Annotated in this window: 24 protein-coding genes; 12 read left to right on the top strand and 12 right to left on the bottom strand. The window is 67.0% G+C overall.

Annotation, left to right across the window (positions count from 1 at the left end; all coding sequences use genetic code 11):
• Positions 1–17 precede the first annotated feature (17 nt).
• Both HMPREF3097_RS05535 and HMPREF3097_RS05540 read right to left on the bottom strand, forming a co-directional pair.
• Positions 18–974 carry a glycosyltransferase family 2 protein gene (locus HMPREF3097_RS05535; protein ID WP_070761502.1) on the bottom strand — a complete coding sequence of 319 codons (957 nt, stop codon included), beginning with the start codon at positions 972–974 and terminating at the stop codon, positions 18–20.
• A gap of 10 nt (positions 975–984) precedes the next feature.
• Positions 985–2049, bottom strand: a complete 1065-nt coding sequence (locus tag HMPREF3097_RS05540) for an SDR family oxidoreductase (protein WP_246821302.1) — start codon at positions 2047–2049, stop codon at positions 985–987.
• Positions 2050–2253: 204 nt separating this feature from the next.
• Between HMPREF3097_RS05540 and HMPREF3097_RS05545 the strand changes: the two genes are divergently transcribed.
• Together HMPREF3097_RS05545 and HMPREF3097_RS05550 are read left to right on the top strand one after the other, a co-directional pair.
• A complete protein-coding gene (locus HMPREF3097_RS05545) occupies positions 2254–4038 on the top strand; it encodes an LCP family protein (protein WP_070761504.1) in 1785 nt (594 codons plus the stop codon).
• Between the two features lie 37 nt (positions 4039–4075).
• Positions 4076–4867: a TIGR03089 family protein gene (locus HMPREF3097_RS05550; RefSeq protein ID WP_070761505.1), complete on the top strand. Its 792-nt coding sequence runs from the start codon at positions 4076–4078 to the stop codon at positions 4865–4867.
• Positions 4868–4964: 97 nt separating this feature from the next.
• Here the strand turns inward: HMPREF3097_RS05550 and HMPREF3097_RS05555 are convergent, their stop codons facing one another.
• The 4 genes from HMPREF3097_RS05555 to HMPREF3097_RS05570 form a co-directional block, all read right to left on the bottom strand.
• On the bottom strand, positions 4965–5723 hold the full coding sequence (locus HMPREF3097_RS05555; protein WP_070761507.1) for an ABC transporter permease: 759 nt from the start codon (positions 5721–5723) through the stop codon (positions 4965–4967).
• 60 nt (positions 5724–5783) lie between these two features.
• Positions 5784–6755 carry an ABC transporter ATP-binding protein gene (locus HMPREF3097_RS05560; RefSeq protein WP_070761509.1) on the bottom strand — a complete coding sequence of 324 codons (972 nt, stop codon included), beginning with the start codon at positions 6753–6755 and terminating at the stop codon, positions 5784–5786.
• A 174-nt stretch (positions 6756–6929) separates the two neighbouring features.
• A complete protein-coding gene (locus HMPREF3097_RS05565) occupies positions 6930–7724 on the bottom strand; it encodes a response regulator (protein WP_070761511.1) in 795 nt (264 codons plus the stop codon).
• A 95-nt stretch (positions 7725–7819) separates the two neighbouring features.
• Positions 7820–9073 carry a sensor histidine kinase gene (locus HMPREF3097_RS05570; protein ID WP_070761512.1) on the bottom strand — a complete coding sequence of 418 codons (1254 nt, stop codon included), beginning with the start codon at positions 9071–9073 and terminating at the stop codon, positions 7820–7822.
• 61 nt (positions 9074–9134) lie between these two features.
• Here HMPREF3097_RS05570 and HMPREF3097_RS05575 point away from each other — a divergent pair, with 61 nt between their 5' ends.
• From HMPREF3097_RS05575 to HMPREF3097_RS05595, 5 genes are all read left to right on the top strand, one after another.
• Positions 9135–10211 (top strand): ABC transporter ATP-binding protein, encoded by a 1077-nt coding sequence (locus tag HMPREF3097_RS05575; RefSeq protein ID WP_070761514.1) that lies wholly within the window; start codon positions 9135–9137, stop codon positions 10209–10211.
• A 188-nt stretch (positions 10212–10399) separates the two neighbouring features.
• Entirely contained in the window at positions 10400–11653 is a 1254-nt protein-coding gene (locus HMPREF3097_RS05580) for an ABC transporter substrate-binding protein (protein ID WP_070761516.1), read from the top strand.
• A gap of 308 nt (positions 11654–11961) precedes the next feature.
• Positions 11962–13020, top strand: coding sequence for a carbohydrate ABC transporter permease (locus HMPREF3097_RS05585; protein WP_246821306.1), 1059 nt, complete (start codon positions 11962–11964; stop codon positions 13018–13020).
• The gene (locus HMPREF3097_RS05590) at positions 13017–13847 is read left to right on the top strand and encodes a carbohydrate ABC transporter permease (protein ID WP_070759584.1); all 831 of its coding nucleotides are present in this window, start codon (positions 13017–13019) and stop codon (positions 13845–13847) included. Before HMPREF3097_RS05585 ends, HMPREF3097_RS05590 begins: the two co-directional genes overlap by 4 nt.
• A 13-nt stretch (positions 13848–13860) precedes the next feature.
• Positions 13861–14205 carry a hypothetical protein gene (locus tag HMPREF3097_RS05595; RefSeq protein WP_070759588.1) on the top strand — a complete coding sequence of 115 codons (345 nt, stop codon included), beginning with the start codon at positions 13861–13863 and terminating at the stop codon, positions 14203–14205.
• Between the two features lie 124 nt (positions 14206–14329).
• On the opposite strand, the gene purE is transcribed toward HMPREF3097_RS05595, so the two are convergent.
• The 4 genes from purE to HMPREF3097_RS05615 form a co-directional block, all read right to left on the bottom strand.
• Positions 14330–14857, bottom strand: a complete 528-nt coding sequence (gene purE / locus HMPREF3097_RS05600; protein WP_070759582.1) for a 5-(carboxyamino)imidazole ribonucleotide mutase — start codon at positions 14855–14857, stop codon at positions 14330–14332.
• Between the two features lie 29 nt (positions 14858–14886).
• Positions 14887–16149 carry a 5-(carboxyamino)imidazole ribonucleotide synthase gene (locus HMPREF3097_RS05605; protein ID WP_070759580.1) on the bottom strand — a complete coding sequence of 421 codons (1263 nt, stop codon included), beginning with the start codon at positions 16147–16149 and terminating at the stop codon, positions 14887–14889.
• 68 nt (positions 16150–16217) lie between these two features.
• On the bottom strand, positions 16218–16760 hold the full coding sequence (locus HMPREF3097_RS05610; RefSeq protein WP_070759578.1) for a hypothetical protein: 543 nt from the start codon (positions 16758–16760) through the stop codon (positions 16218–16220).
• Positions 16760–17701 carry a biotin--[acetyl-CoA-carboxylase] ligase gene (locus tag HMPREF3097_RS05615; RefSeq protein WP_246818142.1) on the bottom strand — a complete coding sequence of 314 codons (942 nt, stop codon included), beginning with the start codon at positions 17699–17701 and terminating at the stop codon, positions 16760–16762. Before HMPREF3097_RS05615 ends, HMPREF3097_RS05610 begins: the two co-directional genes overlap by 1 nt.
• 102 nt (positions 17702–17803) lie before the next feature.
• On the opposite strand from HMPREF3097_RS05615, the gene HMPREF3097_RS05620 reads away from it, so the two are divergent.
• The 3 genes from HMPREF3097_RS05620 (at position 17804) to HMPREF3097_RS05630 (ending at position 20395) form a co-directional block, all read left to right on the top strand.
• Positions 17804–19300: an acyl-CoA carboxylase subunit beta gene (locus HMPREF3097_RS05620; protein WP_070759576.1), complete on the top strand. Its 1497-nt coding sequence runs from the start codon at positions 17804–17806 to the stop codon at positions 19298–19300.
• Between the two features lie 48 nt (positions 19301–19348).
• Positions 19349–19681, top strand: a complete 333-nt coding sequence (locus tag HMPREF3097_RS05625; RefSeq protein WP_070759574.1) for a hypothetical protein — start codon at positions 19349–19351, stop codon at positions 19679–19681.
• Positions 19682–19744: 63 nt separating this feature from the next.
• Entirely contained in the window at positions 19745–20395 is a 651-nt protein-coding gene (locus tag HMPREF3097_RS05630) for a Maf family protein (RefSeq protein WP_070761520.1), read from the top strand.
• A 99-nt stretch (positions 20396–20494) separates the two neighbouring features.
• Here HMPREF3097_RS05630 and HMPREF3097_RS05635 read toward each other — a convergent pair whose 3' ends face one another.
• Positions 20495–21682 carry a bifunctional 2-methylcitrate synthase/citrate synthase gene (locus HMPREF3097_RS05635; protein WP_070759569.1) on the bottom strand — a complete coding sequence of 396 codons (1188 nt, stop codon included), beginning with the start codon at positions 21680–21682 and terminating at the stop codon, positions 20495–20497.
• A 151-nt stretch (positions 21683–21833) separates the two neighbouring features.
• A complete protein-coding gene (gene prpD, locus HMPREF3097_RS05640) occupies positions 21834–23357 on the bottom strand; it encodes a 2-methylcitrate dehydratase PrpD (protein ID WP_070759567.1) in 1524 nt (507 codons plus the stop codon).
• 332 nt (positions 23358–23689) lie between these two features.
• On the opposite strand from prpD, the gene HMPREF3097_RS05645 reads away from it, so the two are divergent.
• Complete coding sequence (locus HMPREF3097_RS05645) at positions 23690–25432, top strand: acetyl/propionyl/methylcrotonyl-CoA carboxylase subunit alpha (RefSeq protein ID WP_210398549.1); 1743 nt, start codon at positions 23690–23692, stop codon at positions 25430–25432.
• Between the two features lie 312 nt (positions 25433–25744).
• Complete coding sequence (locus HMPREF3097_RS05650; RefSeq protein WP_070759563.1) at positions 25745–26323, top strand: hypothetical protein; 579 nt, start codon at positions 25745–25747, stop codon at positions 26321–26323.
• Positions 26324–26338: the final 15 nt, after the last annotated feature.

A 26338-nucleotide genomic window follows, 5' to 3' on the forward strand; every position in this document is an offset into this window, starting at 1 on the left:
GGCCGCCGCTTTCGGTGCTAGCCCCTGCGTTTCCGCGCGGCGAGCCACACCGACACCTTGGCGCGCACCGAGAGCCCCACCTTGAGTAGCAGGCGGATCGGCGCATTCTTCGCCCCGGGCAGGCGGTCGGCCTGGAAGCGGTACGCGGACTCGTGGTGGGCGGGCAGCATCTTCTCCGGGTGCTCACCCGCGGCGTGCCCCTTGGCGTGGCTGATCTCCGCGGTGGGCGTGAAGATGTTCTGCCAGCCCGCCCGGCCCAGGCGATCGCCCAGGTCCACGTCCTCCATGTACATGAAGTAGCGCTCGTCGAAGCCACCGACAGACTCGAAGGCCTTCCACCGCAGCAGCAGGCAGGAGCCGGACAGCCAGCCGGCCTCGCGCTCACGGTCCAGGTCATCGTCGTGACGGTACTGCTTCGTCCACGGGTTGGACGGCCACACCCCACCCAGCAGGGCGTGCCCGATGCCAGCCCCCAGGCGAGGGACGCTGCGCGCGCTCGGGTAGGCGGAACCGTCTGCCTCGCGGATCAGTGGGCCGATGGCCCCTGCGCGCGGGTGGCGGCGGGCGCACTCAAGCATCGCGTCGATAGACCCCGGGGTAAAGACGACATCCGGGTTGGAGATGATGAGGAACTCATCGTCGATCTCACCCGCGTCACGCAGGTCGCGGAGGTTGCGGGCGCCGAGGTTCATCGCAGAGCCGTAGCCGATATTGCCGCCCGAATAGCGCAGCTCCAGGCCCAGTTCCTTCGCATTACCAGCCGCATCCGGGGCGGCGTCCTGAGACTCAGCCCCGGGCCCGCTGATACGTCCGCCACGGTCGGCGACGGCAGCCTCCGGCGCGCCGTCCGTCGAACCATTGTCGACCATGACGACGTGCGCCCCCTGCTCGGCAGCAGCGGGGATGGAGTCCAGGAACTTTGTGAGGTACTCGCCAGGCGAGTACGTCACCGTGATAATCGCTATGGGTGCCACGGGGGGAACGTTACCCCAGAGCCGCCTGCAGTCCGTCCTGCCACGCTGGCAGCGGGGAAAGCCCGGCGGCCTCCCAGCAGCTCGTGTCCAGGTACACCCCGACCGGGCGGCGCGCCGGGGTGGGGTACTCCGCGGTCGGGATTCGGCTCACGCGGGCCGGGTCGTGGCCGGTGGCGTCGAAGATTGCGGCGGCGAACCCCGCCCAGGTCGTAGCCTCCCCGCTACCGGTGGCGTGCAGTAGTCGCGGCAGCTCCGGCGTGCGCGCCTCCGCATCCACCGGGCGCTGGCGCCACAGCGTGATTGCCAGCTCGACAAGCCCCGCGGCGAGGTGCCCGGTAAAGGTCGGCCTGCCCCACTGATCGTCCACCACCTTCGGGTCCACACCGCGGTCAGCCAGCCCCGCCATCGTGTCCAGGAAGTCCCGGCCGGGCCCGGTGGCCCCGCTGAATACCCAGGCGGTGCGCACCACGGTTCCGCCGGCATCCAGCACCGCGCGCTCCCCCACCAGTTTCGTGCGGCCGTACTCATTCACCGGCGCCGGGGGATCCTCCGAGGTCACCGCCCGCGGCCTGCCCGCCTCCCCGCTGAAGACGTAGTCAGTGGAGATGTGGACGAAACCCGCGTTCTGCGCGGCTGCCACCTGCGCGAGCACGCCCGGCGCGGTCCCGTTCACCCGCTCGACCGTCGTTGTATTCGCAGCGTCCTCCGCGGCATCCACCGCCGTCCACGCAGCGGCGTTGATGACCACAACGTCGTGGCCACCCGCCTGCTCGATGGCTGCCCGCAGGGCGGTGGCGCACTCCTCATCGCTGGCGGTCAGGTCCAGCTCGGCGCGGCCGAGCGCCACCACCGGGGCGGCGTGGTCTGCCAGCCCGGCCACAAGCGCTGTGCCCAGCTGGCCCCCGGCACCCAGCACGACGATGCCGGGCACCACGCCACCGGTTGTTCCCGTTCCCACAGCGAGGCTCTCGTACATCCGGTCAGCCTCACGGCCGGCGCCGGTGTTGCGGGCAGCGTCGCCGTGAGCGCCCAACGGGCGCTCGGGGTTGGTCGGGGAATCCTGTGACTGTGGCATGGCGTCCAGATTACTCAGGCCCCACAGCCAACTAAGGCCCCCACAGCCAGTCGGGGAAACAGCAGCCGCCCAGGCGGCCGCTGCGCCCACCCTGGAGGTGGTGGGCTTGGCAGGGGAAAAGGCCTATAATTATCGGAGTTTTGTGTGCCACGAGGCCGCCCGCGCCCCAGCGGATCTGCCAACCGGGAATGAGAAGAAAACCCTATGACTATGCCCCCCAACGCTGGCGACCAGCAGCCCCGCGCCTACCGCTCGCGGACTGATCGCGCAGGCAGGGTGGATTCGGAGCCTGCCACGCCGCGGCGCTCCTCCCGCCAAATCATGCCCGCCCCCGGGGATACTGCCACCCGCCAGATCGGCTCAAAGCCGGTGCGCATGGTTCTCGCCGCGGTCTCAGCGTTGGTGCTGGTGCTCGGCGCGGTTGGGTATAAGGCGATCGGCCAGCTCGACGGGCGGCTCGCCCAGACCGGCGAGCTCGCCCTCGGCGATAACCAGGACGGCGCAACCGACATCCTCCTGGTCGGCATCGACTCCCGCACGGATGCCCAGGGCAACCCCCTGAGCCAAAAGGAGATCGACATGCTCAACGCGGGCGAGGAGGAGGTCACCAACACGGACACGATCATCCTCATCCGCGTGCCCAACGACGGTTCCGGGGCAACTGCCGTCTCCCTGCCGCGCGACACGTACGTCGCCACCCCGAACGGCAACATGAAGCTCAACGGCGTCTACGGCACCGCGAAGTTCGAGGAAGAACAGAAGATCGCCGAGCGCCGCACCGAGCCGGCGGATGCTGAGCAGGAGAAGAGCGACGAGGAAGCCTCCAAGCAGGCCGGCCGCCAGGCGCTGATCCACTCCGTCGCCGACCTGACGGGCATCACCGTCGACCACTACGCCGAGATCGGACTGCTCGGCTTCGTCCTGCTCACCGACGCGGTCGGCGGCGTGGACGTCTGCCTGAAGGAGAAGGTCAAGGAGCCGCTGTCCGGCGCGGACTTCCCGAAGGGGCGCTCCACGCTCAAGGGTTCGCAGGCGCTGAGCTTCGTCCGCCAGCGCCACGGTCTGCCCCGAGGCGACCTGGACCGCATCACCCGCCAGCAGGCCTACATGGCCTCCCTGGTCAACAAGGTGCTCTCCTCCAAGACCCTGACCGACCCCTCCGCGCTGAACCGCATCAACGACGCCGTGGAGCGCTCCGTGGTCCTGGACCAGGGCTGGGACGTCATGTCCCTGGCCACCCAGATGCAGGATCTGGCCGGCGGCAACGTCAAGTTCCAGACCATCCCCGTGACCTCCATCGACGGGGTCGGCGACATGGGCGAATCCATCGTCACCGTCGACGTCGACCAGGTCCACGAGTTCTTCAACGAACTGCTCGGCGAGGACGCCCCGGAGGACGGCGGCGAGAAGGCCACCAAGGATAAGGACAAGGACGGTCCAATCGAGGACTACGACGCGGAGGACTACCGCGTGAACGTCTTCAATGCCTCCAACATCCCAGGGGTAGCCGCGAACGTCTCCGAGCTGACCCGAAACTACGGCTACAAGGAGGGAGAGGTCGGAAACTCCGAGGAGACCGGCGTCTCGGAGTCCCAGGTCAACGCGAAGGATAAGAACGACCCGGCCGCCCGTGGGCTGGCCAAGCAGCTCGGTGGCCTGGAGATCGTCGAGGATCCTTCCCTGGATGACAAGGAACTCTCCGTCACTTTGGCGGGCACCTACTCCGGCCCGGGCTCCGTGCCTGGCACCGCCCCGCTGGTCGAGCCGAATGACCCGAACGCAGGCACGCTGACCGAGGGCATGCGCGACCTCGACGGCGACGGGATCCCGGACGAGGGCACCGAATCCGGCGAGGACAGCAACACCGTCGGGCAGACGGGCAGCATTGGCGGCGACGGCAACCCGGTGGAGAACACCGAGGACCCGACGGCCAAGCCACCGGTCGAGGAAATCGACGCGGGCGGCGACGGCCCGATGTGCGTGAACTAGGCGCACCCGTGCGGGTGGCGTCTCTAGGATGGGGCGCATGGATGCTCTCTCTGCCCTTCTGAACGATCCCGCCGCCCCACGGCTAACCACCTACACCGATGCTGGCCGCATGGAGCTCTCTGCCCAGACGCTGCAGAATTGGCAGTCCAAGGTGGCTAACCTCCTGCTCGGTCTGGGGGCGGGGCCTGGGTCGGTGATCGTCTGCGACGCTGAGCCCGGCTGGCAGCCGGTGACGATCGCGGTGGGTGCGTGGCTGATCGGTGCGACCGTCGTGGACGCCCGCGGTCCCCTCCCCGACTCCCTTTCCGACGCCGCCCCGCCGGTTGCTGCGTTCACGGACTCTGTCGAGTTGGCCGAGCAGCTGGCCGACGACGGGCTGGGCGGGCTGGATACAGTGGGCGGCCTGGGTGACATCGGCGAGCTGGGCGAGCCGATCGAGGAGGTCTTCGTCCTCTCCACCGACCCCTTCGGCCGTGGCGTCACGGAATCGGGCGGCGAGCTGCCCTTCGGTCTGAATGACTTCTCCCCCGAGTTGCGGGTGCAGCCCGATGCATTCCTGGGCTCGTCCGCCCCGGTCGATGAGGGCCGGGTGCTGGCGGCCAGCGGTGGCGAGCAGCTCAGCGAGGGCCAGTGGCTGGCCACCACTAAGAACGACGACGTCGCCGCGGACGGCGAGCGCGTGATCTTCGGCCCCTGGAACAACGCGGTCCAGCTGGCGGAGACCCTGCGGCCTTGGGCAGCGGGCGGGGCCGTCGTCATGAGCACGGATGCCACCCCAGAGCGGCTCGCGGAACTCGCAGCCTCGGAAAACGCCCGCCTCGTTAACTAATAACGGCGGGTACCCGGCCCGCTGACAAGCGCCGAAATACGAAAAGCGCGCGGCCGAAGCCACGCGCCAGTATTGCCAACCCCCTGGTTGCGCTCGCCTAGCGCACGTCCGCGCGCCAGTTGCGGAAGAAGCCCAGGGCCAGCAGGGCCACGACCCACACCGCCAGCACAGTCAGGTAGAACGCCGGGGTGTGCGCATCCTCCATCAGGGCGCCGTAGCCCTCAAGGGTGTAATACCGCTGGATTTCGTTGATGGTATTCGCTGGCATGACGTCGGAAATCTTCCGGAGGATGTCGAACTTCTCGCCGCCGAGGGAAATCAGCGGCTCCACGACGAGCATCCAGACCAGCGGCACACCGATACCTGCGACGCGGGAGCGCAACAGGCTGGCGGTTCCCAGCGCGAGCAGGGTGAACGCGGCCCCGCCGATCAGCAGCGACCAGACGGTATTGTTCTGCTCACCCACGAAGGTCGCTCCTGGCCAGATCACGATCATCAGCACCGTCAGCGCCATCGCCAGCGCAAGGGTGAACACCACGAAGACGCTGGCAACGAGGCCACGGGCGGCCAGCCAGTTCCACCGCGACTGCTGCGTCAGGAAGGCCTGGGCGTGCATCTTCGTGCTGATCTCGCCGGCCGTGGTGGAGGCGCCAAAAACGATGCAGATCATCAGGGCGATCATGCCGCCAAGGCCGACGTCCGAGAAGTCCACCTTGAGGGGCGTCTCCGACAGGAGGAGGTACAAAAACACCGGCCCGCCGATGGAACCGCCCAGCAGGATGAAGTAGGTCAACGTGCTGCGCAGGGTGAGGAGTTTCGTTGTTTCGGATTTCACTGAGCTGAGGAAGCTGCTCATGGGGTGCGCCTTCTTTCTTGTTCTCGCGCTGGTCTTCTAGCTTGTTTTGTTCGGTGCGACTTAACGCTTCGCCCCAGCGCCGGCCACCGCGCCCGTCCGGTATTCCTGAGCTTCGGACGTCGCCGCCAGGAAACGCTGCTCCAGGTTCGCGGTCTCCGCGGCCAGCTTCGTGATGAGGAAGTTCTCCTCCAGCGCGGTCTGCGCCACCAACTCGCGCAGCTCTGCTTCGCTGAGTTCCTCCGGCAGGGCGATGCGCAGGCTGCGGGGCCGCTGCAGCTCCACTTTCAGACCCTTGTGCTGCAGCTTCTCGCTGAGCAGCACCGCCTCCCGACACTCCACGGACACCGCGGTTCCGCCGGCAAGGAACTCGTCCATCGAGTACTCCCCGATCATCTGCCCCTTGCCGATCACCACCAGGCGGTCGGCCGTGAGCTGCATTTCGCTGAGCAGGTGGGAGCTGACCAGCACGCTGCGCCCCTCCGCCGCGAGCGCCCGGATGGTGTTGCGCATCCACGTGACGCCCTCGGGGTCCAGGCCGTTGACGGGCTCGTCCATGATGAGGTGCTGCGGGTCGCCGAGCAGTGCCGCCGCCAGCCCGAGGCGCTGCTTCATGCCCAGGGAGTAGCCGCCTGCTTTCTTCTTCGCCGCGCTGCTCAGGCCCACGATCTCGAGGCACTCATCCACGCGCTTGTCGCTGATCCCCGCGCCGTGTGCCAGAACGCGCAAGTGGTTGCGTCCGGTGCGTGCCGGGGTGAACCAGGAGGCGTCCAGCACCGCGCCGGCGATCTGCGTCTTGTTCTTTAGTGTGGCAAAGGCCCCGTCGTAGGACTGCCCGTCGCGGTACTCGCCGCTGAAGGTGACCTGCCCGGCGCTTGCCCGGTCCAGGCCGAGCATGCAGCGCATCGTGGTGGACTTGCCCGCACCGTTTGGCCCGAGGAAGCCGGTGACCTTCCCGTCCGGGACGTGGAAGCTGATGTCCTTCAGGACCTGGTTCTTTCCGTAACTCTTGCTGAGCTGTTCAACTGTGATCATGTTTCACAGTTTCGTGCCTAGCCCCACCCTGGAACATCGGTCCGGCGGATGATTATCGCCGTTTCTGTTCTTTCATACCGGGGTATGACGTCCGCCCCTTCCGGTCATCCCCGCGGCTCACCGTGGTTCCGCTGTGTTCCTCCACCGGGCTGGCGTGCCTGACCCGGTTGACGCTTAACCTTCGGCGGTCAGCAGCTCTTCCGGGTCCACGAGGTGGTGCTTCAGGGCAAAAAGCACGGCGTGCACCCGGTCCCGCGAGCCGGTCTTCATCAGAACCCGCCCGACGTGGGTCTTTACCGTCGGCAGGGAGATGAAGAGTTTTTCCGCGATCTCCTGGTTGCTCTGTCCCTTCGCGATGAGGCAGAGGATCTCCCGCTCGCGTGGGGTGAGTGGATCCACCAGCCCGAGGTCATCCTCGGCATCCGGCGTGTCTTGCCTCATCGCTGACGGTGTCGTGGCGGCGGTGTCCTCCGGTTGCGCACCCGGCGCGGGTGACCCTGCTTGCCACGCGGCACTGCCTGCGGCCCCGTCCGCCCGCAGGCGCTGGATGAGCTTCGCGGTCGCCGCCGGGCTGATCACGGCGGTGGACTCCCCGACGGTGCGGACCGCGTTGATGAGTTCCTCCGGGTCGGCGTCTTTGAGCAGGAAACCGCTGGCCCCGGCGGTGACGGCACCGAGGACGTAGTTATCGCTATCAAAGGTGGTGAGGACGACCACCCGGGTCGGTTCCCCCGCAGGTCCCGTGGGGGCGAGCTCGTTGAGGATTCGGCGGGTCGCCGCGATGCCGTCCATGGTGGGCATCTGCACGTCCATCAGGATCATATCCACGGGCTGGGCTACGGCCAGCTCGCAGGCCTCGGCCCCGTCGGCTGCCTCCCAGACCACGGCGATGTCATCCTGGCTATCCAGCACCATCGCGAAGCCGGCGCGCACGAGCTGCTGGTCGTCAGCCAATCCCACGGTGATCATGTTTGCGTGCCCCTCGCCTTTTAAAAATTCTTCGGTCATTAGTTCTTCTGCTGGCCTGCTGCCGTCACGGTAGCACTGCGGTCAGACACGCAGCCCTACGCGCCGAGCGGAATGCTGGCCGTGACATTCCAGCCGCCGGGGAAGAGCGCGCTCGACCCCCAGCTAGCCTTCCCACCGTGGATCCGTACGCGCTCCTTAATGCCCGTCAGTCCCCGGCCGCTGCCCGTCAGCTGCTCCTCCCCTGGGGCGTTATCCACCATCACGGTGAGGCGCGCATCCTCCCACAGCAGGCGGACGCGCACCTCGACGGGACCCGCGTGCTTAATGACGTTGGTGAGGGACTCCTGCACCACCCGGTAGACGGTCAGCCCCTTCGTCTCGTCGAGTGGGACCTCCTCACCCTCGACGGCGAGGGTGGCGTGGGCACCGGAGCGGTTGGCGTCGCTGATGAGGTCCTGAATACCGGAGACGCCCGGGGTGGCGGCAACGTCCCGGCCCTCCTCGGTGTGGAGGACGGAGAGCAGGCTGCGCATCTGTGTCAGCGCCTCGCGGCCGCGGGTGGAGATCGTCTCGAGCGCCTCAATGGCCTTCTCCGGATCCTTACGTCCGGCGTAGCGGCCGCCATCGGCCTGCGCGATCACCACGGTCAGGGAGTGCGCGACGATATCGTGCATCTCGCGGGCGATGCGGTTGCGCTCGGAAACTGTGGCCAGCTCCGCCCGTGCCGCGAGATTGGCGACCTCCTCCCGGCGCTCATGAGCCTGCTTGCCGAATTGCCAGCACAGGGCGATGGACACCAGGGCCAGCAGGCTGGCCATGCCGATGGTCATCCATATCTCTGGCTCGGCGACCACTTCCTTGAGGGTGGTTTCCTCAGAAAAGATCGGGTTATACAACCGGTCCGCGATGAACTGCCAGGTGATCGCCGCAAGGCTGCCGACCACGGCGATCGTCAGCCACATACCCCGGCGCCGTGGCAGGTGTGCTCGGATCAGGTAGACCTGCCAGCACACCAGCGGATACCCGAGTAACACTGCGAAAGTCCCGGACAGCGCGGATATAGCCAGACCGATCGCTACAACCGCCGCCCCAAGCTCCACGCGCCACTGCTGCACAACCAAGCCTGCGTAGGAGATGGCGAGACCGGCAAGGAGTACCGGCCCGTGCCACCTCCCGGATTGGCCATAAGCGAAGCCGATCTCCGGGAGGGCGAGCAGGAGGAAAAGCAGCGAGATAACGAGGAACTGCAGTCGGCGGACAGGGTCGCGCCACCACTTCGCGTTGGAACCGAGGGGGCCGGTGCTCAGCGGGTTGTGACCGAGCGCGCCGGGAACTTTGCTTTCGGGCATAGTTCGACATTCTAGGGTCGGCTGGGGCGGGGCTTCGTCGTCCTGAAGTATCATCTTTCCCATGGCCGACGTGAAATTCGATGACGTAACGATCCAGTACCCCGGCGCGGAACGACCCAGCGTGCGGGACCTCGACCTGCACATCGCCGACGGCGAGTTCCTGGTGCTCGTGGGGCCGTCGGGCTGTGGAAAGTCCACCACGCTGCGCGCGCTCGCCGGCCTGGAGGCGACGAGCGGCGGGCACATCGCCATCGGCGGCAAGGATGTCACCGGCACTGAGCCGGCCGCTCGCGACATCGCGATGGTCTTCCAGGACTACGCCCTTTACCCGCACATGACGGTGCGGGAGAACATGGGCTTTGCACTGAAGGTCGCCAAGCGCTCGAAGTCCGAGATCGCCGAGCGGGTGGACCGCGCGGCGGAGATCCTGGGTCTTGAGGAGTTCCTGGATCGCAAGCCGAAGGACCTTTCCGGTGGCCAGCGCCAGCGCGTGGCCATGGGCCGGGCGATCGTCCGCGAGCCGCAGGTCTTCCTCATGGACGAGCCGCTGTCCAACCTGGACGCCAAGCTGCGCGTCCAGACCCGCGCGCAGATCGTGAAGCTGCAGAAGAACCTGGGGGTGACCACCGTCTACGTCACCCACGACCAGGTGGAGGCGATGACGATGGGCGACCGCGTGGCCGTCCTCAAGGACGGCGTGTTGCAGCAGGTGGACAGCCCGAAGGAGCTCTACGAGAACCCGGATAACGCCTTCGTGGCAGGCTTCATCGGCTCGCCCGCGATGAACCTGCTGAGCACCACCGAGCCGCTGCCGGGCTTCGACGAGGCCCCGCCGGCTGGCTACGCGGGAAATGATGGCTCTAAGGAACTGATCGTGGGCGTGCGCCCAGAGCACCTCACCGTCGACACCGCGGGCTCGTCCAACGGCGTGCGCGGCGAGGTCAGCCTCGTCGAGGAGCTCGGCGCGGACTCCTATATCTATGCGGAGACCGACTACGGCACCCTCGTGGCCCGCGGCGGGTCGGGTGAGCAGTCCGCCATTGGGCAGACCGTGGTGCTTTCCCCGGCGACAGGCGCCCGGATCCACTTCTTCGACGCCCAGACCCAGGAGCGGGTCGGGGGTAACGGCCGGGGCTAGAATTCACCACTAGAAAGATATTCATCGTGGGATCTACCCCCCGATTACCTAAACTTGGGGTGCAGACTTTTCAGCTTTCCCGCTGACTGCCACTCATCCGCGCGCCCCGACGGCGCGTTGGTGGGTGGCTTCCCTGTATCTCTCGCCGGGAACGGTCAGCCGGGAATACCTTCTAGAAAGGCTCCACTATGGCAAACCAGTACAAGAAGATGCTGGCCATCCTCGCGGCATCCGGCATGGCTCTGGCAGCCTGCTCCGACGGCGGCTCCGACGACTCCGCCAAGGGTCAGGAGGGCGCCGACGCCCGCGGCCCCATCACCTTCGCGATGGGCAAGAACGACACCGACAAGCTCCGCCCGATCATCGACGCGTGGAACAAGGAGCACCCGGACGAGCAGGTGAAGCTCCAGGAGCTCGCCGGTGAGGCCGATGCCCAGCGCGACACCCTGGTGCAGTCCCTGCAGGCAGGCCAGGACGACATCGACGTCATGGCACTGGACGTCGTCTGGACCGCACAGTTCGCAGCCAACGGCTGGCTCGCACCGCTGGAGGGCGACCTCGAGGTCGACACCAGCAAGCTGCTGCAGCCCACCGTGGAGTCCGCAACCTACAACGACAAGCTCTATGCGCTGCCGCAGAACACCAACGCGCAGCTGCTGTACCGCAACACCGACATCGTCAAGGACGTGCCGGAGAACTGGGACGCGCTCGTCGAGAAGTGCACGGAGGTCAAGGACCAGGACTGCCTGACCGCGACCCTGAAGCAGTACGAGGGTCTGACCGTCATGACCGACAGCTTCATGCGCGGCTGGGGCGGGGCCATCATGGACGAGGACGGCAACGTCACCGCCACCGATGAGAAGTCCCAGGAGGGCCTGCAGGCCCTCGTGGACGCGTACCACGACAAGACCATCTCCTCCGCCTCCACCGGCGCAACCGAGGAAGAGGTCAACCTCGCCTTCACGCAGGGCCAGACCGCAATGGCGATCAACTGGCCGTACATGTACACCAACGCCGAGGAGGAGGGCTCCGCGGTGAAGGGCAAGACCGAGGTCTCCCCGCTGGTCGGTAAGGACGGCGTCGGCGTGTCCACCCTGGGTGGCTACAACAACGGCATCAACATCAACTCCAAGCACAAGGCCACGGCCAAGGAGTTCATCGAGTTCATCATCACTGAAGAGAACCAGCGCTCCTTCGCCAAGGCTTCCTTCCCACCGGTGCTGGCAAGCATCTACGACGAGGAAGACATCCAGAAGGAGTTCCCGTACATGGAGGCTCTGAAGGTCTCCCTGGAGAACGCGAAGCCGCGTCCGGCATCCCCGACCTACGACGCTCTGTCCAAGGCGGTGCAGGATAACTCCTACGCTGCACTGACCCAGAAGCGCCCGGTCGACAAGGTCACCGAGGACATGAAGAAGGCCATCGAGTCTGCTCAGGGCTAAAGCCTCTTCACCCCTCTCGTCGCGATGCGCGACACTCAGGCGGCCACCGCATCACCATGATGTGGTGGCCGCCTCGCCATTCCTGTCGGGGGTGGCGACTATGCTTTTTATGCAACCCGCCCGCTGGTGTCCCCGGCGGGCCCGTCAACGGCAAAAGGAGAAAGCCTGTGAGCACCTCGCCGACATCGGCGGCACCGGCCAACCAGCAGCCTGGACCGGGTGCCACGTCGCACGGCAGGAAGGCGACGGACACGAGCAGGAGCACGCCGCGCCGCGACCTGCGCGCGATCTGGCTCGTCGGCCCGGCCATGCTGCTGCTGGCTCTCGTCATCGGCTACCCGATCCTGCGAGCGATCTATCTTTCCTTCCAGGCCAACCGGCACCTTAACCCGGACACCGGCATGTTCGTGGAGGGCGGCTTCGCGGGCTTCGACCACTACCTCACGTGGATCGCCCAGCGCTGCATGAGTCCGAACGGCACCGTGGTGGAGTGCACCTCCGGCATGCTGCCAACGGACTTCTACCCTGCCTTGGGCATCACCCTCTTCTTCGTGGTGGTCACCGTCAGCCTGGAGACTGTGCTGGGTCTGTGGATGGCGCTGGTGATGAACCGCAGCTTCCTCGGCCGTGGCCTGCTGCGCGCCGCCGTGCTGGTGCCCTGGGCGATCCCCACTGCGGTGACCGCGAAGCTCTGGCAGTTCATCTTCGCGGACCAGGGCATCATCAACTCCCTGCTCGGCACCCAGATCCACTGGACCACCGACCCGTGGGCCGCCCGCTTCGCGGTGATCATCGCGGACGTGTGGAAGACCGCACCCTTCATGGCGCTGCTGATCCTCGCGGGCCTGCAGATGATCCCGCAGGGTGTCTACGAGGCCGCCCGCGTGGATGGGGCCTCCAAGTGGCAGCAGTTCACCCAGATCACCCTGCCGCTGGTCCGCCCGGCGCTGATGGTCGCGGTGCTTTTCCGCACCCTGGACGCGCTGCGCATGTACGACCTGCCGGTCATCATGATCTCCGAGTCCTCCAACTCCCCCACTGCTGTGATCAGCCAGCTGGTGATCACGGATACCAAGCAGGGCAACTACAACTCAGCCTCCGCCCTGTCCACCCTCATCTTCCTGCTGATCTTCGGGGTGGCATACGTGATGGTGAGGTTCCTGGGCGCCGATATCGGCGGAACCCAGGATGCTGGCAGCAAGCCAAAGAAGTCTCTGCTGAGCAGGCTGCGCGGCGGGAGCGTCGCCACGAAGAAGAACGAGCAGAAGGCTGAGACCGACCGCGGCGACGTCCCCGACAAGGGCAACGCAGCGGGCGCGCAGGGCGCGCACACCGTAGATACCGCAGCGACGGGAGGACAGCGATGAAGAAGGCAACCCAGACTCTGCGCAACTACCTCGCCGTCATAGTGATCCTGGCGTGGGGTCTCGCGCCGTTCTACTGGATGGTGGTCACCGCCCTGCGCGACAAGCGCTACACCTTCTCCACCAACCCGCTGCCCAGCCACCTGACGCTGGAGAACTTCCGCGACGCGCTGGCCACCGACGCCGGCAATAACTTCCTCCGGGCGATCGGCAACTCACTGATCATCGGTGCCGCGACCACCGCGATCGCGCTCACGGTGGGCGTGTTCACCGCCTACGCCCTGGCCCGCGTGGACTTCCGCGGCAAGGGGCTGGTCACGGGCATCATCCTGGCGGCCTCGATGTTCCCGGGCATCGCGCTGGTCACCCCGCTGTTCCAGCTCTTCTCCAAGATCGAGTGGATCGGCACCTACCAGGCGATGATCATCCCGAATATCTCCTTCGTGCTGCCGCTGACGGTGTACACGCTGACCAGCTTCTTCCGCGAGCTGCCGTGGAAGCTGGAGGAGGCCGCCCGCGTGGACGGCGCCTCCCGTGGCCTGGCTTTCCGGAAGGTCATTCTTCCGCTGGCCACGCCCGCCCTGTTTACGACGGCCATCCTGGCGTTCATCGCGACCTGGAACGAGTTCATGCTCGCCAAGCAGCTGTCCACCCCCGCCGTGGAGCCGGTGACCGTGGCGATCGCCCGCTTCTCCGGGGCCTCGGCCTACGAGTTCCCCTACGCGGCGACGATGGCCGCCGGCGCGCTGGTGACGGTGCCGCTGGTCGTGATGGTGCTGGTCTTCCAGCGCCGCATCGTCTCCGGGCTGACCGCCGGTGGCGTGAAGTAGGGGTTGGTTGAACGTGTCGAAACCTGAGGACGTGGCGCGGGGCACGCGCGAGGACCGGCCAGTCGGCGGGGCTGCCAGCGGGCTGGACGAGCGCGCCGGTGGAGCGGGCGGGCGCACCGGCGAATCTGCCCGGAGTGGCGCCACAGCCGGCGAGGTGGATCCGGACGGCCAGCGCAAGAAGCTGGTTTGGGAGTCCGCCCTGGGCTTCGTGGGCTTTTTCACCCTGCTGGCCGGGGTGCAGGCGGTGTGGAATGTCTTCCAGCCCGAGCCCTCCCCCTGGCCCGGTGTATTCTTCGCGGTCCTACTGCTGCTGAGCTGGCTGGTGTGGCGTCGCTACCGCCGCTACCGGGAGTACTAGAGCGCCCCTGGAGAGCACAAAGAAAAAGCGCCCCGAGGGGCGCTTTTTGCCTTTCCTGGCCGAGCTGCGAGGCCCGGCGATGGCGTTGCTGAGCTGCGAGGCCCAGCTTTGCGGCAGCTGGAAACTACTCGCCGAGGAGCTTGCGCTTCAAGGCGGCGTCCTTCTCCATGACGCTATCGCGCATATCCTCCTGGTACTTCACCATGCGCTCCATGAGCTCCGGGTCAGCCACCGCGAGCATGCGGACGGCCAGCAGGCCAGCGTTCTTCGCACCATCGATGGAGACGGTGGCGGTCGGCACGCCCGCCGGCATCTGCACGATGGAGAGCAACGAGTCCAGGCCATCGAGGTTCTTCAGAGCACGTGGAATGCCGATGACCGGCAGCGGCGTGGCTGCCGAAACCATGCCCGGCAGGTGCGCAGCACCCCCAGCGCAGGCGATGATGACCTTCACGCCGTTCTTGTGCGCCTCGCGCGCGTAATCCAGCATGCGCTCCGGGGTGCGGTGCGCGGAGACCACGCCGATCTCCATCGGGATGCCGAACTCGGCCAGCACCTCTGCGGCGGGTTCGACGGTCGGCCAGTCGGAATCGGAGCCCATGATCAGGCCGACCTGCGGGCCGGTGGGGGCAGAGTTCTTGTTGCTAGTCATGTTATGTGCCTCCTGGGGCTGATCGGTTTCTAGGCTTCGGTCCAGCCGTCGGACCACTCGGCGGCGACGAGGAAGTCCGCGGCCAGGCGGGCGTCGCGGCGCAGCTGTGCCACCGCTTCGTCGGTCGCGGGCTGGCCTGCGGGCAGGGAGAGGTTCACGTGCCCGATCTTGCGACGCGGGCGCCAGTCTTTGCCGTACATGTGGATCTTGGCCGCCGGGAAGCGGCGCCACACCTGGTCCATCCGCTCGTGCATCGGCATGGCCGGGTCGGCATCGTCGTTCCCCAGCACATTGGCCATGACCGTGGCGGGCGCGGTGAGATCTGTGCTGCCCAGCGGGCGGTCCAGCACTGCGCGCAGGTGCTGCTCGAACTGGCTGGTCACGGAACCGTTCTGGGTCCAGTGCCCGGTGTTGTGCGGGCGCATGGCCAACTCGTTGACGCTGATCGCCAGCGAACCCTCGGCGTCGCGGAACTCGAAGAGCTCGACGGCGAGCACGCCGGTGACATCCAGCTCGGTGGCGATGGTGCGGGACAGTTCGCGGGCCTGGTTGAGGACCTCTCCGTCGTGGCCCGGGGCTGGGGCGACGGCCTCCACGCAGATGCCGCGCTCCTGGACGGACTCGGTGATCGGCCAGGCCTTCGCCTCCCCCGACGGGGTGCGGGCGACCAGGGCGGAGAGCTCGCGGACAAGCTCGACCTTCTCCTCGGCCATCAGCGGCACGCCCTTGTCCAGCAGCTCGGCGACCAGCTCGTTGAGCTCGGCCTCGGAATCCGGGAACCACACGCCCTTGCCGTCGTACCCGCCGCGGCGGGCCTTGAGGCAGACCTTGCCGCCGGTGGTACCCCAGAAGGCGGCGGCGTCCTCGGTGTTCGCGATGGCGGTGAAGGCCGGGACCGGGGCGCCCAACTCGGAGAGGCGCTGGCGCTGGATCAGCTTGTCCTGCGCATTAATCAGGGCCTTCGGCTGCGGCTGGACGTTGATGCCCGCGGCGATGAGCTCGTCGAGGAACTCGTTTGGCACGTGCTCATGGTCGAAGGTCACGGCATCGGCATCCTTGGAGACCTCCGCGACGTGTGCCTTATTGGTGTAGTCCCCCAGCACGACGTCCGCGGTGACCTGCGCGGCAGAAGAGTCGGCGGAGCCGGCAAGCACGCGGGCAGACAGGCCCAGTTCCACGGCCTCCTGCTGCATCATGCGGGCCAGCTGGCCATCGCCGATGATGGTCACCAATGGGGCGCCCGGCGCGTGGGCAGCCGCCCGGGCGATGGACCAGTCAGCAGCGCGGGTCATGCCGGCCTCGGCGTTGGGATTGGAAGCGGATGGTGCAGAAGAATGAGCTGAATCTTTCACACGGCCAATCATAGTGCCCGCGTGTAACTGCGGATCAGCCGGACGAAGCGTTTGGCATAGGGCACGTCCCGCAGCACGATCGGATTGCGGGTTCCCATCACGAACACGGAGACGGTGGAGCCCTTCGCCCGAGCGTCCACGATGTACTCCAGCGGCACCTGGGCAGTCTGGCTGCGCCAGTGCCCGGTGGCGGTGATGAGGCGCTCGTTGGTGAGCATCATCCGGCTGCGGGCGCGGAAGATCATCTGGCGCCCGCAGCGCCGCCAGGCCAGGAAGAGCCACAGCACCACCAGCGCGCGCCGACCCCACTGGGCCGCAACGTAGAACGGTTCGCCAACGTGCATCGCCAGCTGGCTGGGCACGGGGAGGCTATAGCCGAGCAGGCGGAGCGCCTCCGCGTCGAGGTAGTGGTCGATCATCCCGATCAGTGCCCAGGTGACCCCGGTGATCAGCAGCAGCTCCAGCACGGGGAAGAGCAGGGAGCGACGGTTGGGGCACAGCTCGGCGAGAATCTGCTCGCCTGGTTCGAAGGTGATTTTCCCGAAGGCCATCAGCTCTCCCCTTCCGCGGGTCGCAGGTGGGTGACGTCGCCGGCGGCGACGACCAGCTCTCCGCCACCGTCGACGTCCACAACCAGCGCACCGGTACCCTCCACGTCTCGGGCGACGCCGTGGGTGGTCGTGCCGTCCGGAAGGTGGACCACGACCTTCGTGCCCAGGGTGGCGACGACCTGTCGGTAGCGCGGCAGCACGCTCTGCGGTGCCCCGCCCAGCTGGATGAAGCGGCGTAGCCCGCCCACCAGCTCGTCGATCAGCGCGATGGCCAGGCGGGTGCGCACTCCGGGGCCAGGCTCGGCCGGGTCTGGCTCGCTCGAACCCGGATCGGCCATGTCGGGGTTGGCTGGGCCGCCCTCGCTCGACTCCTGGTCGCCCGGCATGCCCTCCAGAACCAGGGAAGTCGCATGCGGCACCGGCAGCTCCGAGCGCTGGAGATCCACGTTCAGCCCCAGGCCGATCACCACGATCGGTTCGGGTTCAAGCTGCACGGCTTCCACGAGGATCCCGCCGAGCTTCCGGCCGTCCACCATCACGTCATTGGGCCACTTCAGCTCCGCCGGGACCTCCGCACCAGCTGCCCGGCTCACCGCGCGCACCGCGTCCACCGCCGCGACACCGGTCAGCAGTGGCAACAGCCCCAGCCGGGTCGCCACATCCACCCCCGGCAGTCGAGCGGCAACAGAGACGATCAGCTGACTGCTACGCGGCGCACCCCACGCCCGGTCCAGCCTCCCCCGGCCCTGCGTCTGCTCCTCGGCAAAGAGCACGGAGAACTCCGGCACCTCCTCGCCTGCCGCCAGCGCCGCCCGGACCTGCTCAGCGAGCACGCTATTGGTGCTCGTCGTCTGATCGAGCACCTCCACGGCCCCACAGCCGAGGGCGGGCAGCACCTCGCGCAAGGTGGCGGCGTCGAGAAGAACACGGGAAGTTTGCATGCCCTTGATGTTAGAACACGGCGCGGACACACCCCGCCATCCTCAGCCACCCAGCTCGTGTGGCATAGGGACTGACCCGCTGCATGATCTAGACTGTGTGCCATGAATCCTCAGAATGACACGTCCACCACGGCCGGAAAGATCGCGGACCTCCAGGATCGCCTGGCGAAATCCCGCCAACCTGCCGGGGAGGACGCGGTGCGGGCGGTCCACAGCGCCGGTCGACTCACTGCCCGCGAACGGGTGGAAGCGCTACTGGATGATGGCAGCTTCGTGGAGATCGATGCTCTGGCCCGGCACCGCTCCAAGGCCTTCGACCTGGAGAAGGAACGCCCGCTGACCGATGGCGTGGTCACCGGCCACGGCACCATCGACGGCCGCCCGGTCTGTATCTTCTCGCAGGATGCGACCCTCTTTGAGGGCAAGATCGGCGAGACCACCGGCGCGAAGATTATTAAGGTGCTGGAGCTGGCGCTGAAGTCCGGCACCCCGGTGATCGGTTTCTACGAGGGTGCGGGCGCCCGTCTCAAGGAGGGCATCATCGCCCTGGACATGTACTCCCGCATCCTGCGCCTGCAGACCCAGGCCTCCGGCGTGATCCCGCAGATCGCGGTCGTCGCCGGCGAGTGCCGTGGCGTGCAGGTGCACGGGATCGCGATGTCCGACGTCGTCATCTCCATCGACGGGCAGGGTTCCCTGTCTATGGACGCCAACCCCGGCGGGGTGGTCGAGGCGCAGGAGACTGGTACCGCCCACATCGTGGTCCCCGACGAGTCCGCCGCACAGGACACGGTGGCCGACGTTCTGACCTACCTGCCCTCCAATAACCGGGCGATCGCACCGGCCACGGAGCCTGTAAACACCGAGCTGGCGAACCGCCGCGCCGAGGAGGGTGCCGACGCTGCCGCGCTGGTCCACGAGATCAACCACCTGATCCCGGACTCCGGGTCCGAAACCTACGACGTCCGCGATGTGCTGGCCGCAGTCCTGGACGAGGACAGCCTGCTGGAGCTGAGCCTGGGCTTCGCGCCGAACATCATCACCGGCTTCGCCCGCCTTGAAGGTCGCGTAGTCGGCGTGATCGCCAACCAGCCCACCGTCAAGGCGGGTGGCATCGACATCGACTCCGCGGAGAAGGTCAGCTACTTCATCCAGCTCTGCGACGCCTTCAACGTGCCCCTGGTCTCCTTCGTCGACGCTCCGGGCTTCCTGCCGGAGGAGGCGGACGCGCCGGTGATCCGCCGCACCGCGAAGCTCTTCCACACCACGGCTGCGGCATCGGTCGGCAAGATCACGGTGATCACCCGCAAGGCCACCGGCGCCGCCTACCTGGCCCTGGCTGCGAAGCGGATGGGCACGGACCTGGTCTTCGCGTGGCCGACCGCGGAGGTTGCGGTGGCGGACGCTGATACCTTCGCCGCCGAGATCGGCGCGGACGAGGCAAGCGCCCAGGATCCCTACGAGGCCGCGGCGAGCGGGCTGGTCGATGCGGTGCTGCCGCCGAGTGAGACCCGCCAGAAGCTGGTGGAAGGCCTCGCCCTGCTGGAGCGCAAGGTTGAGGACGGCTACCCGCGCAAGCACAGCATCGTCACCTTCTAGCGCCCCGCTGCCCACCGAGCCCCCGCCAAGCACACGTTTGGAGCATCAATGAGCAGAAAGTTTTCCCGCGCCCGCCGCAAGACACAGCCAACAGAGCTCACCAGCGCACGGCTGACCCACCGCACCGGTGCCGCGTCGGCTGAGAAGGAGGCGCCGCAGGCGGAGCCACAGGCCGCCGTCGAGGTGGTGAAGGGCAATCCCACGCCCGTCCAGCGCCAGGCCCTCGAACAGCTGGTGGGCGAGCTCACCGAGCAGGCCGAAGAGCGCCGCCGCGCCAAGCCGAACACCCGCGGCTGGTATGGCTCCGCGGGCGAGCCCTTTCCCAATGCCCCGGAGCCGAATCCGGCGGGCTTCCGCAGCCCGAATCTGCCGCAGGCCTAGCTGCCGCTCATCGCGGCGGCGGCACACCGATACTTAACTCCCGTCCCTTTCAAGGAGCGAGACATGCCTGACTCCCAGGCCACCCCACGCATCGTGCTGGCGTCCTCCTCCCCCTCCCGGCTCTCCATCCTGCGCAGCGCCGGGGTGGAGCCAGTAGTCCAGGTCTCCGGTGTGGACGAGGACGCCGCGATGCAGCGTTTGATCGACGAGGCCGCGAGCCAGGGGCGTACCCCCCCCCCCGCCGAAAAGGTCTGCCACTTGGCCAAGGCCAAGGCGAATGCCGTCCTGGAGGATGGGCTCCAGCTGGGCGAGGGCGACGTCCTGATTGGCGGGGACAGCATGCTGCTGCTCGACGGGGAGCTGCAGGGAAAGCCGCACACCGCGGAGGAGACCGTGCGCCGCTGGCAGCAGCAACGGGGCAAACGGGCGGAGCTGATCACCGGGCACGCGATCTACCACGACGGGCACTGGTTCGAGGGTTCCTCGGCCACGAGTGTGTTCTTCGCGGATGCCAGCGATAAGGACATCGAGGCCTACGCCGCCTCCGGCGAGCCCTGGGGCTGCGCGGGCGCGTTCACGCTGGAGGCCCTCGGCGGCTGGTTCATCGACCGCATCGAGGGGGATCCTTCCAGCGTCATCGGGCTATCCCTGCCGCTGGTGCGCCAGGCGCTGGAGCACTTCGGGCTCAGCGTCTCGGATTTCTGGAACCGCTAGCCCCGGCCAGGGTGGCTGATACGGTCATCGCCCCGGCGCGCCACCGGCATCAGCTTCGGGGGCTAGCCGGGTTCCCAACGTCGCGGTGTGCCCTGCCTATCACCCTCGCTCGGCGATCGGCACGACCTTCCGCTGCTGAGGCCCGTTGTAGGCCGACAGCGGGCGGATCAGCGAGTTGTTCTCGTACTGCTCCACGATGTGTGCCGTCCACCCCGCCACGCGGGCGATGACGAATAGTGGCGTGAAGAAGTCCACCGGGAAGCCCAGTAGGTAATAGGCGGGGCCGGCCGGGAAGTCGAGATTCGGCTTGATCCCGGTGCGCTTGTCCATTGCCGCGGCGAGGTTCTCGTACATCGCCACCCACTTGGCCCCGTCGTGGCGCTCGGCCAGCGCGCGGAAGGACTGCTCCATGCTCGGCACGCGGCTATCCCCGTTCTTGTAGACGCGGTGGCCGAAGCCCATGATGAGCTCCTTGTTATCGAGGGTCGTGTTGACCCACTCCTCTGCCTTCGCCGGGTCGTCGACCTCCAGCATGGTGTGCATGACGAACTCATTGGCACCGCCGTGCAGTGGCCCCTTCAGTGCGCCGATCGCGCCGGTGATCGCGGAGTACACGTCAGAGCGGGTCGAGGTGATGACGCGGCTGGTGAAGGTGGAGGCGTTGAAGGAGTGCTCGGCGTAGAGGATGAGCGACTTCTCGAAGTCCCGCACGTCCTCGGGGTTGCTCGCCGGCGAGTCCGGCCCGTTGCCGAAGACCATGGCCAGCAGGTTTTCCGCCACCCCCTTCTCCGGGTCCGGGGCAACGATATCCTCGCCCTGTCGGCGGCGGATGTCCATGGCCATGGCCATCGGCAGCTGGGCCAGCAGGTTGTGGCCGACGTGCGTGATGTGCTCCCGGTCTGGGGTGAAGTGCTCCGGGTCCTTGGTCCCCATGTAACTCACCGCAGTGCGCATGACGTCCATGGGGTGGCAGTCGGTGGGCAGGGAGTGGATCAGGGAGATCAGCCCGGCATCGAGCTTGCGGTAGGAGCGGCCTGCTTTGTTGAACTCGGTCAGCTGTTCTTCGGTGGGCAGTTCGCCGTTCCACAGGAGGTAGAACACCTCCTCAAAGGTGCAGTTTTCGACGAGGTCCTGGACGGCGTAGCCGCGGTAGGTCAGCGAGTTCGTCTCCGGCATGACCTTCGAGACACTGGTGTAGTCGGCGACCACCCCGTAGAGCCCCTTGCGGACCTCCGGCTGCTCGGCTGCGTTGTTCTGGGCGTTGGCGTTTTGCGTGTTCGTGCTCATGGTGGAAGCTCCTTTGCTCCTCGTTGCTGTGGCTCAGGTGGTGCTCTTGGGCTTTGGTGCTTGCGGCTCGGGCGCTGCGTGGAATCGGTTGCTGTTGGTCTTCGGGCCCCTCCGCGCCCGTCCTCCGCGCCCGTCGAGGTTCCGCTGCGCGCTAGAAGATGCCCCGCGGGATCTGCGGCGCGCGACCCAGGGTGTCCGCTGAGAATCGGATGTTGAGCTCCCCGAATTCCGCAGCACTCATCGCCGGCAGCTTTTCGGCTGCGTCCAGGAAGCGGTTCTGCTCCGCCTCGTCGATGACGCCCTCCGCCAGAGTCCGGAACTTTTCGACGTAGTTGGCGCGTTCGAAAGGACGCTCGCCCAACGGGTGCGCGTCGGCGACGGCGAGCTCGTCCTCAATGACGGTGCCGTCCTTCAGCGTGATCACCGCGCGGGCCCCGAAGGCCTTCTCCGCGGGGTCCTCGGAGTGGTAGCGGCGGGTCCACTCCGGATCCTCCACCGTGGAGATCTTCCGCCACAGCTCGATGGTCTCCGGCCGCTGCGCCCGCTCCGGGGCGTAGCTGTGTTCGTGATGCCACGTGCCGTCCTCGAGAGCCACGGCGAAGATGTACATCACCGAGTGGTCGAGGGTCTCGCGCGAGGCGTGCGGGTCGAACTTCTGCGGGTCTCCGGAGCCGGTGCCGATGACGTAGTGCGTGTGGTGGCTGGTGTGCAGCACGATGGATTCGATCTGGCTCAGGTCGCCGACTTGATCGCGCATGCGCCGGGCCAGGTCGATGGGTGCCTGGGACTGGTACTCGGCGGAGTGCTCCTTGGTATAGGTGTCCATGATCCCGCGCTTGGGCTCCCCCGGCTCCGGCAGCGGAACCGTGTACTCGCCCTCCGGCCCGTCCAGGAGCCAGGCGATCACGCCGTCCTCGCCCTCCCAGATCGGGGCGGGCGCCCCCTCCCCGCGCAGTGCACGGTCGACTGCCTCGATACCCATCTTCCCGGCGAAGGCTGGGGCGTGGGCCTTCCAGCTGGAGATCTCTCCCTTGCGGGACTGGCGGGTCGCGGTCGTGGTGTGCAGCGCCTGGCCGATGGCCTGGTAGATCTGCTCCGGATCCAGCGACAGCAGGGTACCCAGGCCCGCAGCCACACCCGGACCCAGATGGGCCACGTGGTCGATCTTGTGTTTATGCAGGCAGATCCCCTTCACGAGGTTGACCTGGGTCTCATAAGCCGTGGCAATCCCCCGGACCACGTCCTTGCCGGTCAGCCCCAGGTCCGCACCGCGGTGCTGGGCGACCGCGAGCACGGCGGGGATGTTATCCCCCGGGTGGGAGTAGTCCGCAGCCAGGAAGGTGTCGTGGAAGTCCAGTTCTCGCACCGCCACCCCGTTGGCCCAGGCCGCCCACTCCGGGGAGACCCTGTCCGTCACACCGAAGACGGTCGCACCCTCCCCCTGCAGCGGACGGCCGACCGATAGGGCCTGGGCGCGGGCGGAAGACACCGGGCGGCGCAGCACCGAGGCCACCGCGACGGCCGCGTTGTCGATCACGCGGTTGACGACCATCTCCTCGACGTCCTCGTCGACGGCGACGGGGTCGGCAGCCATCGTCGCGATCTTCCACGCCAGATGTTCCTCCCTCGGGAACTCTTCGGCAGACTTTCGGGTACGGACAACGTGGTTTTTCACTATGAGCCTCCTCACAACTCCTTAGCTTGGCGAAAATAATAGACTGCACAGCAGACACGCGAAGCACTTTCCCTAAAGCCAGCGAGTGAGAGAATTCATAGTTGGCTTGTGAGGGCACGTCAGCCCCACCCCAGTTCAGTAGAGCTTGAGCAAAACACCGCGTGCCAGGTAACAATTCGGAAACGAATAGCGGTAGGGTGATGAGTTCAAAGAGGACCCACATTGGAGGAGTTAACGTCGTGACGGCCAAGACGGATCAGGTGTCGAGCGCGCCAGCTCAAGATGCTGCTGCGACGGCCAGCTCCGAGGGCATCACCCCCATCAAGAAGGTGATGATCGCCAACCGCGGCGAAATCGCGATCCGCATCATCCGCGCCGCACAGGACGAGGGCATCGCCTCCGTCGCGGTCTACGCCGAGCCGGATGCCGACGCCCCGTACGTCCGCATGGCCGACGAGGCCTTCGCGCTGGGCGGGCAGACCTCCGCCGAGAGCTACCTGAACATCGACAAGCTGATCGCCGCGGCCAAGGAGTCCGGCGCCGATGCCATCCACCCCGGCTACGGCTTCCTCGCAGAGAACGCGGACTTCGCCCGCGCCGTCATCGACGCTGGCCTGAACTGGATCGGCCCGCCGCCGGAGGCCATCGACCGCCTCGGCGACAAGGTCACCGCACGCCAGATCGCCGCGATGGTCGATGCTCCCATGACACCGGGAACGAAGCACCCCGTTTCCAGCGCCGCCGAGGTCGAGGAGTTCGCCAAGGAACACGGCCTCCCGGTTGCCGTGAAGGCCTCCTTCGGTGGCGGTGGCCGCGGCATGAAGGTCGCCTACACGATGGAGGAGATCCCAGATCTCTTCGACTCCGCCACCCGCGAGGCCATCGCAGCCTTCGGCCGCGGCGAGTGCTTCGTCGAGCGCTACCTCGACCGCGCCCGCCACGTGGAGGCGCAGGTCATGGCAGATAAGCACGGCAACGTCCTGGTCGCCTCCACCCGCGACTGTTCTACACAGCGCCGATTCCAGAAACTCATCGAGGAAGCTCCAGCCCCGTTCCTGACCGCCGAGCAAAACCGCCGGATCTACGAGTCCGCCGAGGAGATCTGCCGCGCCGCGGGTTACCAGGGCGCGGGCACCGTGGAGTACCTGGTTGGCTCCGACGGCCTGGTCAGCTTCCTGGAGGTCAACACCCGCCTGCAGGTCGAGCACCCCGTCACCGAGGAGATCACCGGCTGGGACCTGGTGCGCGAGCAGTTCCGCATCGCAGAAGGCCGCCCACTGTCCCGGACCAGCCGCCCGACGCTGCGTGGCCACGCCATCGAGTTCCGCATCAACGGCGAGGACGCAGCCAATAACTTCATGCCAAACCCAGGCATGATCACCGCCTACCGCGAGCCGTCCGGCCCAGGCGTGCGCATGGACTCCGGAATCGAGGAAGGCGCCGTCATCGGCGGTCAGTTCGACTCCATGCTGGCCAAGCTCATCGTGTGGGGCGAGGACCGCGAGCAGGCCATCGCCCGCTCGAAGCGTGCACTGCGGGAGTTTCAGGTTGCTGGCCTGCCGACGGTCATCCCTTTCTTCCAGCAGATGCTGAACAACCCGGACTTCACCGCGGAGGATGGCTTCAAGGTCTACACCCGCTGGATCGAAGAGGAGTGGGACGGCTCCCTGCCCGAGTCGACGGAGGACGCATCCGCAGCGGCGGGCGGCGAGGAGAAGCTGCCCCGCCAGCGCGTCACCGTCGAGGTGGAGGGCCGCCGCGTGGAGATCACCGTCCCGGGCGAGCTGATGGCCGCTGGAGGCCGCACGAAGCGGGCCCCTCGCCGCCGCGCCGCCGCGGGCGAGGCCGCCATCACCGGCGATACCGTGGCCGCCCCGATGCAGGGCACGATCGTGAAGATCGAGGTCTCGGAGGGCCAGCGTGTCGCCGAGGGCGATACCCTGCTGGTGCTGGAGGCCATGAAGATGGAAAACGCCCTGCAAGCGCACAAGTCGGGCGTAGTCACCGGACTCGCGATCGCCCCGGGCGATAGCGTGACGAAGAACCAGGCGCTCTTCGAGATTCTCGACGACTAACCCGCTACCCCGCCCCCGACCTCTTCCGCACTGCCGTTCCCGCCTTTCTTCGGCGTGGCCGATCCCGGCTCCTCCGGCAGAGTTCGCCAGGCAACACCGGGCGCGAGAGTAAGGGTGAGCTACCCACCGGCATGGGGGTCTGTTTAGAATGGATTGGTAGATCTGGTCCATGCCAGTGGTCACCCACGACCCAGTGCTGGGGCCTGGCCTATGCCCTTGGGGGCGGCGCTTCTGGCTGCGAACGTGGCTTTGAGTTCGCGGCATGGTTCGCTTGTTCCCGGTGCCCACCCTGTTTTGCGGAGTTTCATAACTATGAACGATAACCACCTCGACCCCACGGACCAGCCGGACCTGGTGCCCGACACGTCCACCGAGGCAGAAGAGCACGACCGCGACACGCGACGGGTCTCCCCCAAGTTGCTGGGAATCATCGGCGCCGTATTCCTGGTCATTGGCGCGATCACGTGGATCGTCAGCCTCTCTTCCGTCAAGGGATTCTCCGAGGATCACCCCACCGCAGTGAAGGCGGACACCTCCTACTACCTGCTCGCCGATAAGGACGCCCTCGAGGCCACCGCCTGTGGTTTCTTCGGCCCAGGCAGCAAGCCCATCCACGACAAGGTCAAGGACCTGGAGGACCTCACCGACGAGGACGTCAAGATCAAGGACGTCTCCCTGCCGTTCACCAAGGTCAAGGGAGTGTACGCCCGGGTGGAGTTCACCGAGAACATCCAGGGCGCGCACATCGAGTGCAACGAGGGGAAGAACTACATCTCCGCCAAGTCCGGCGGCTCGCTGAATACCCTCCGCTGGATCTCGATGATCGGCGTGGGCAGCGGTATCGCATTGCTCGTCGTGTCCGCAGTTCTCCGCGGTCGGGAAAATCGCTAGGTCCCGCAGCCGCAC

It is taken from the genome of Corynebacterium sp. HMSC27B11, from assembly GCF_001815985.1.
Classification (GTDB): domain Bacteria; phylum Actinomycetota; class Actinomycetes; order Mycobacteriales; family Mycobacteriaceae; genus Corynebacterium.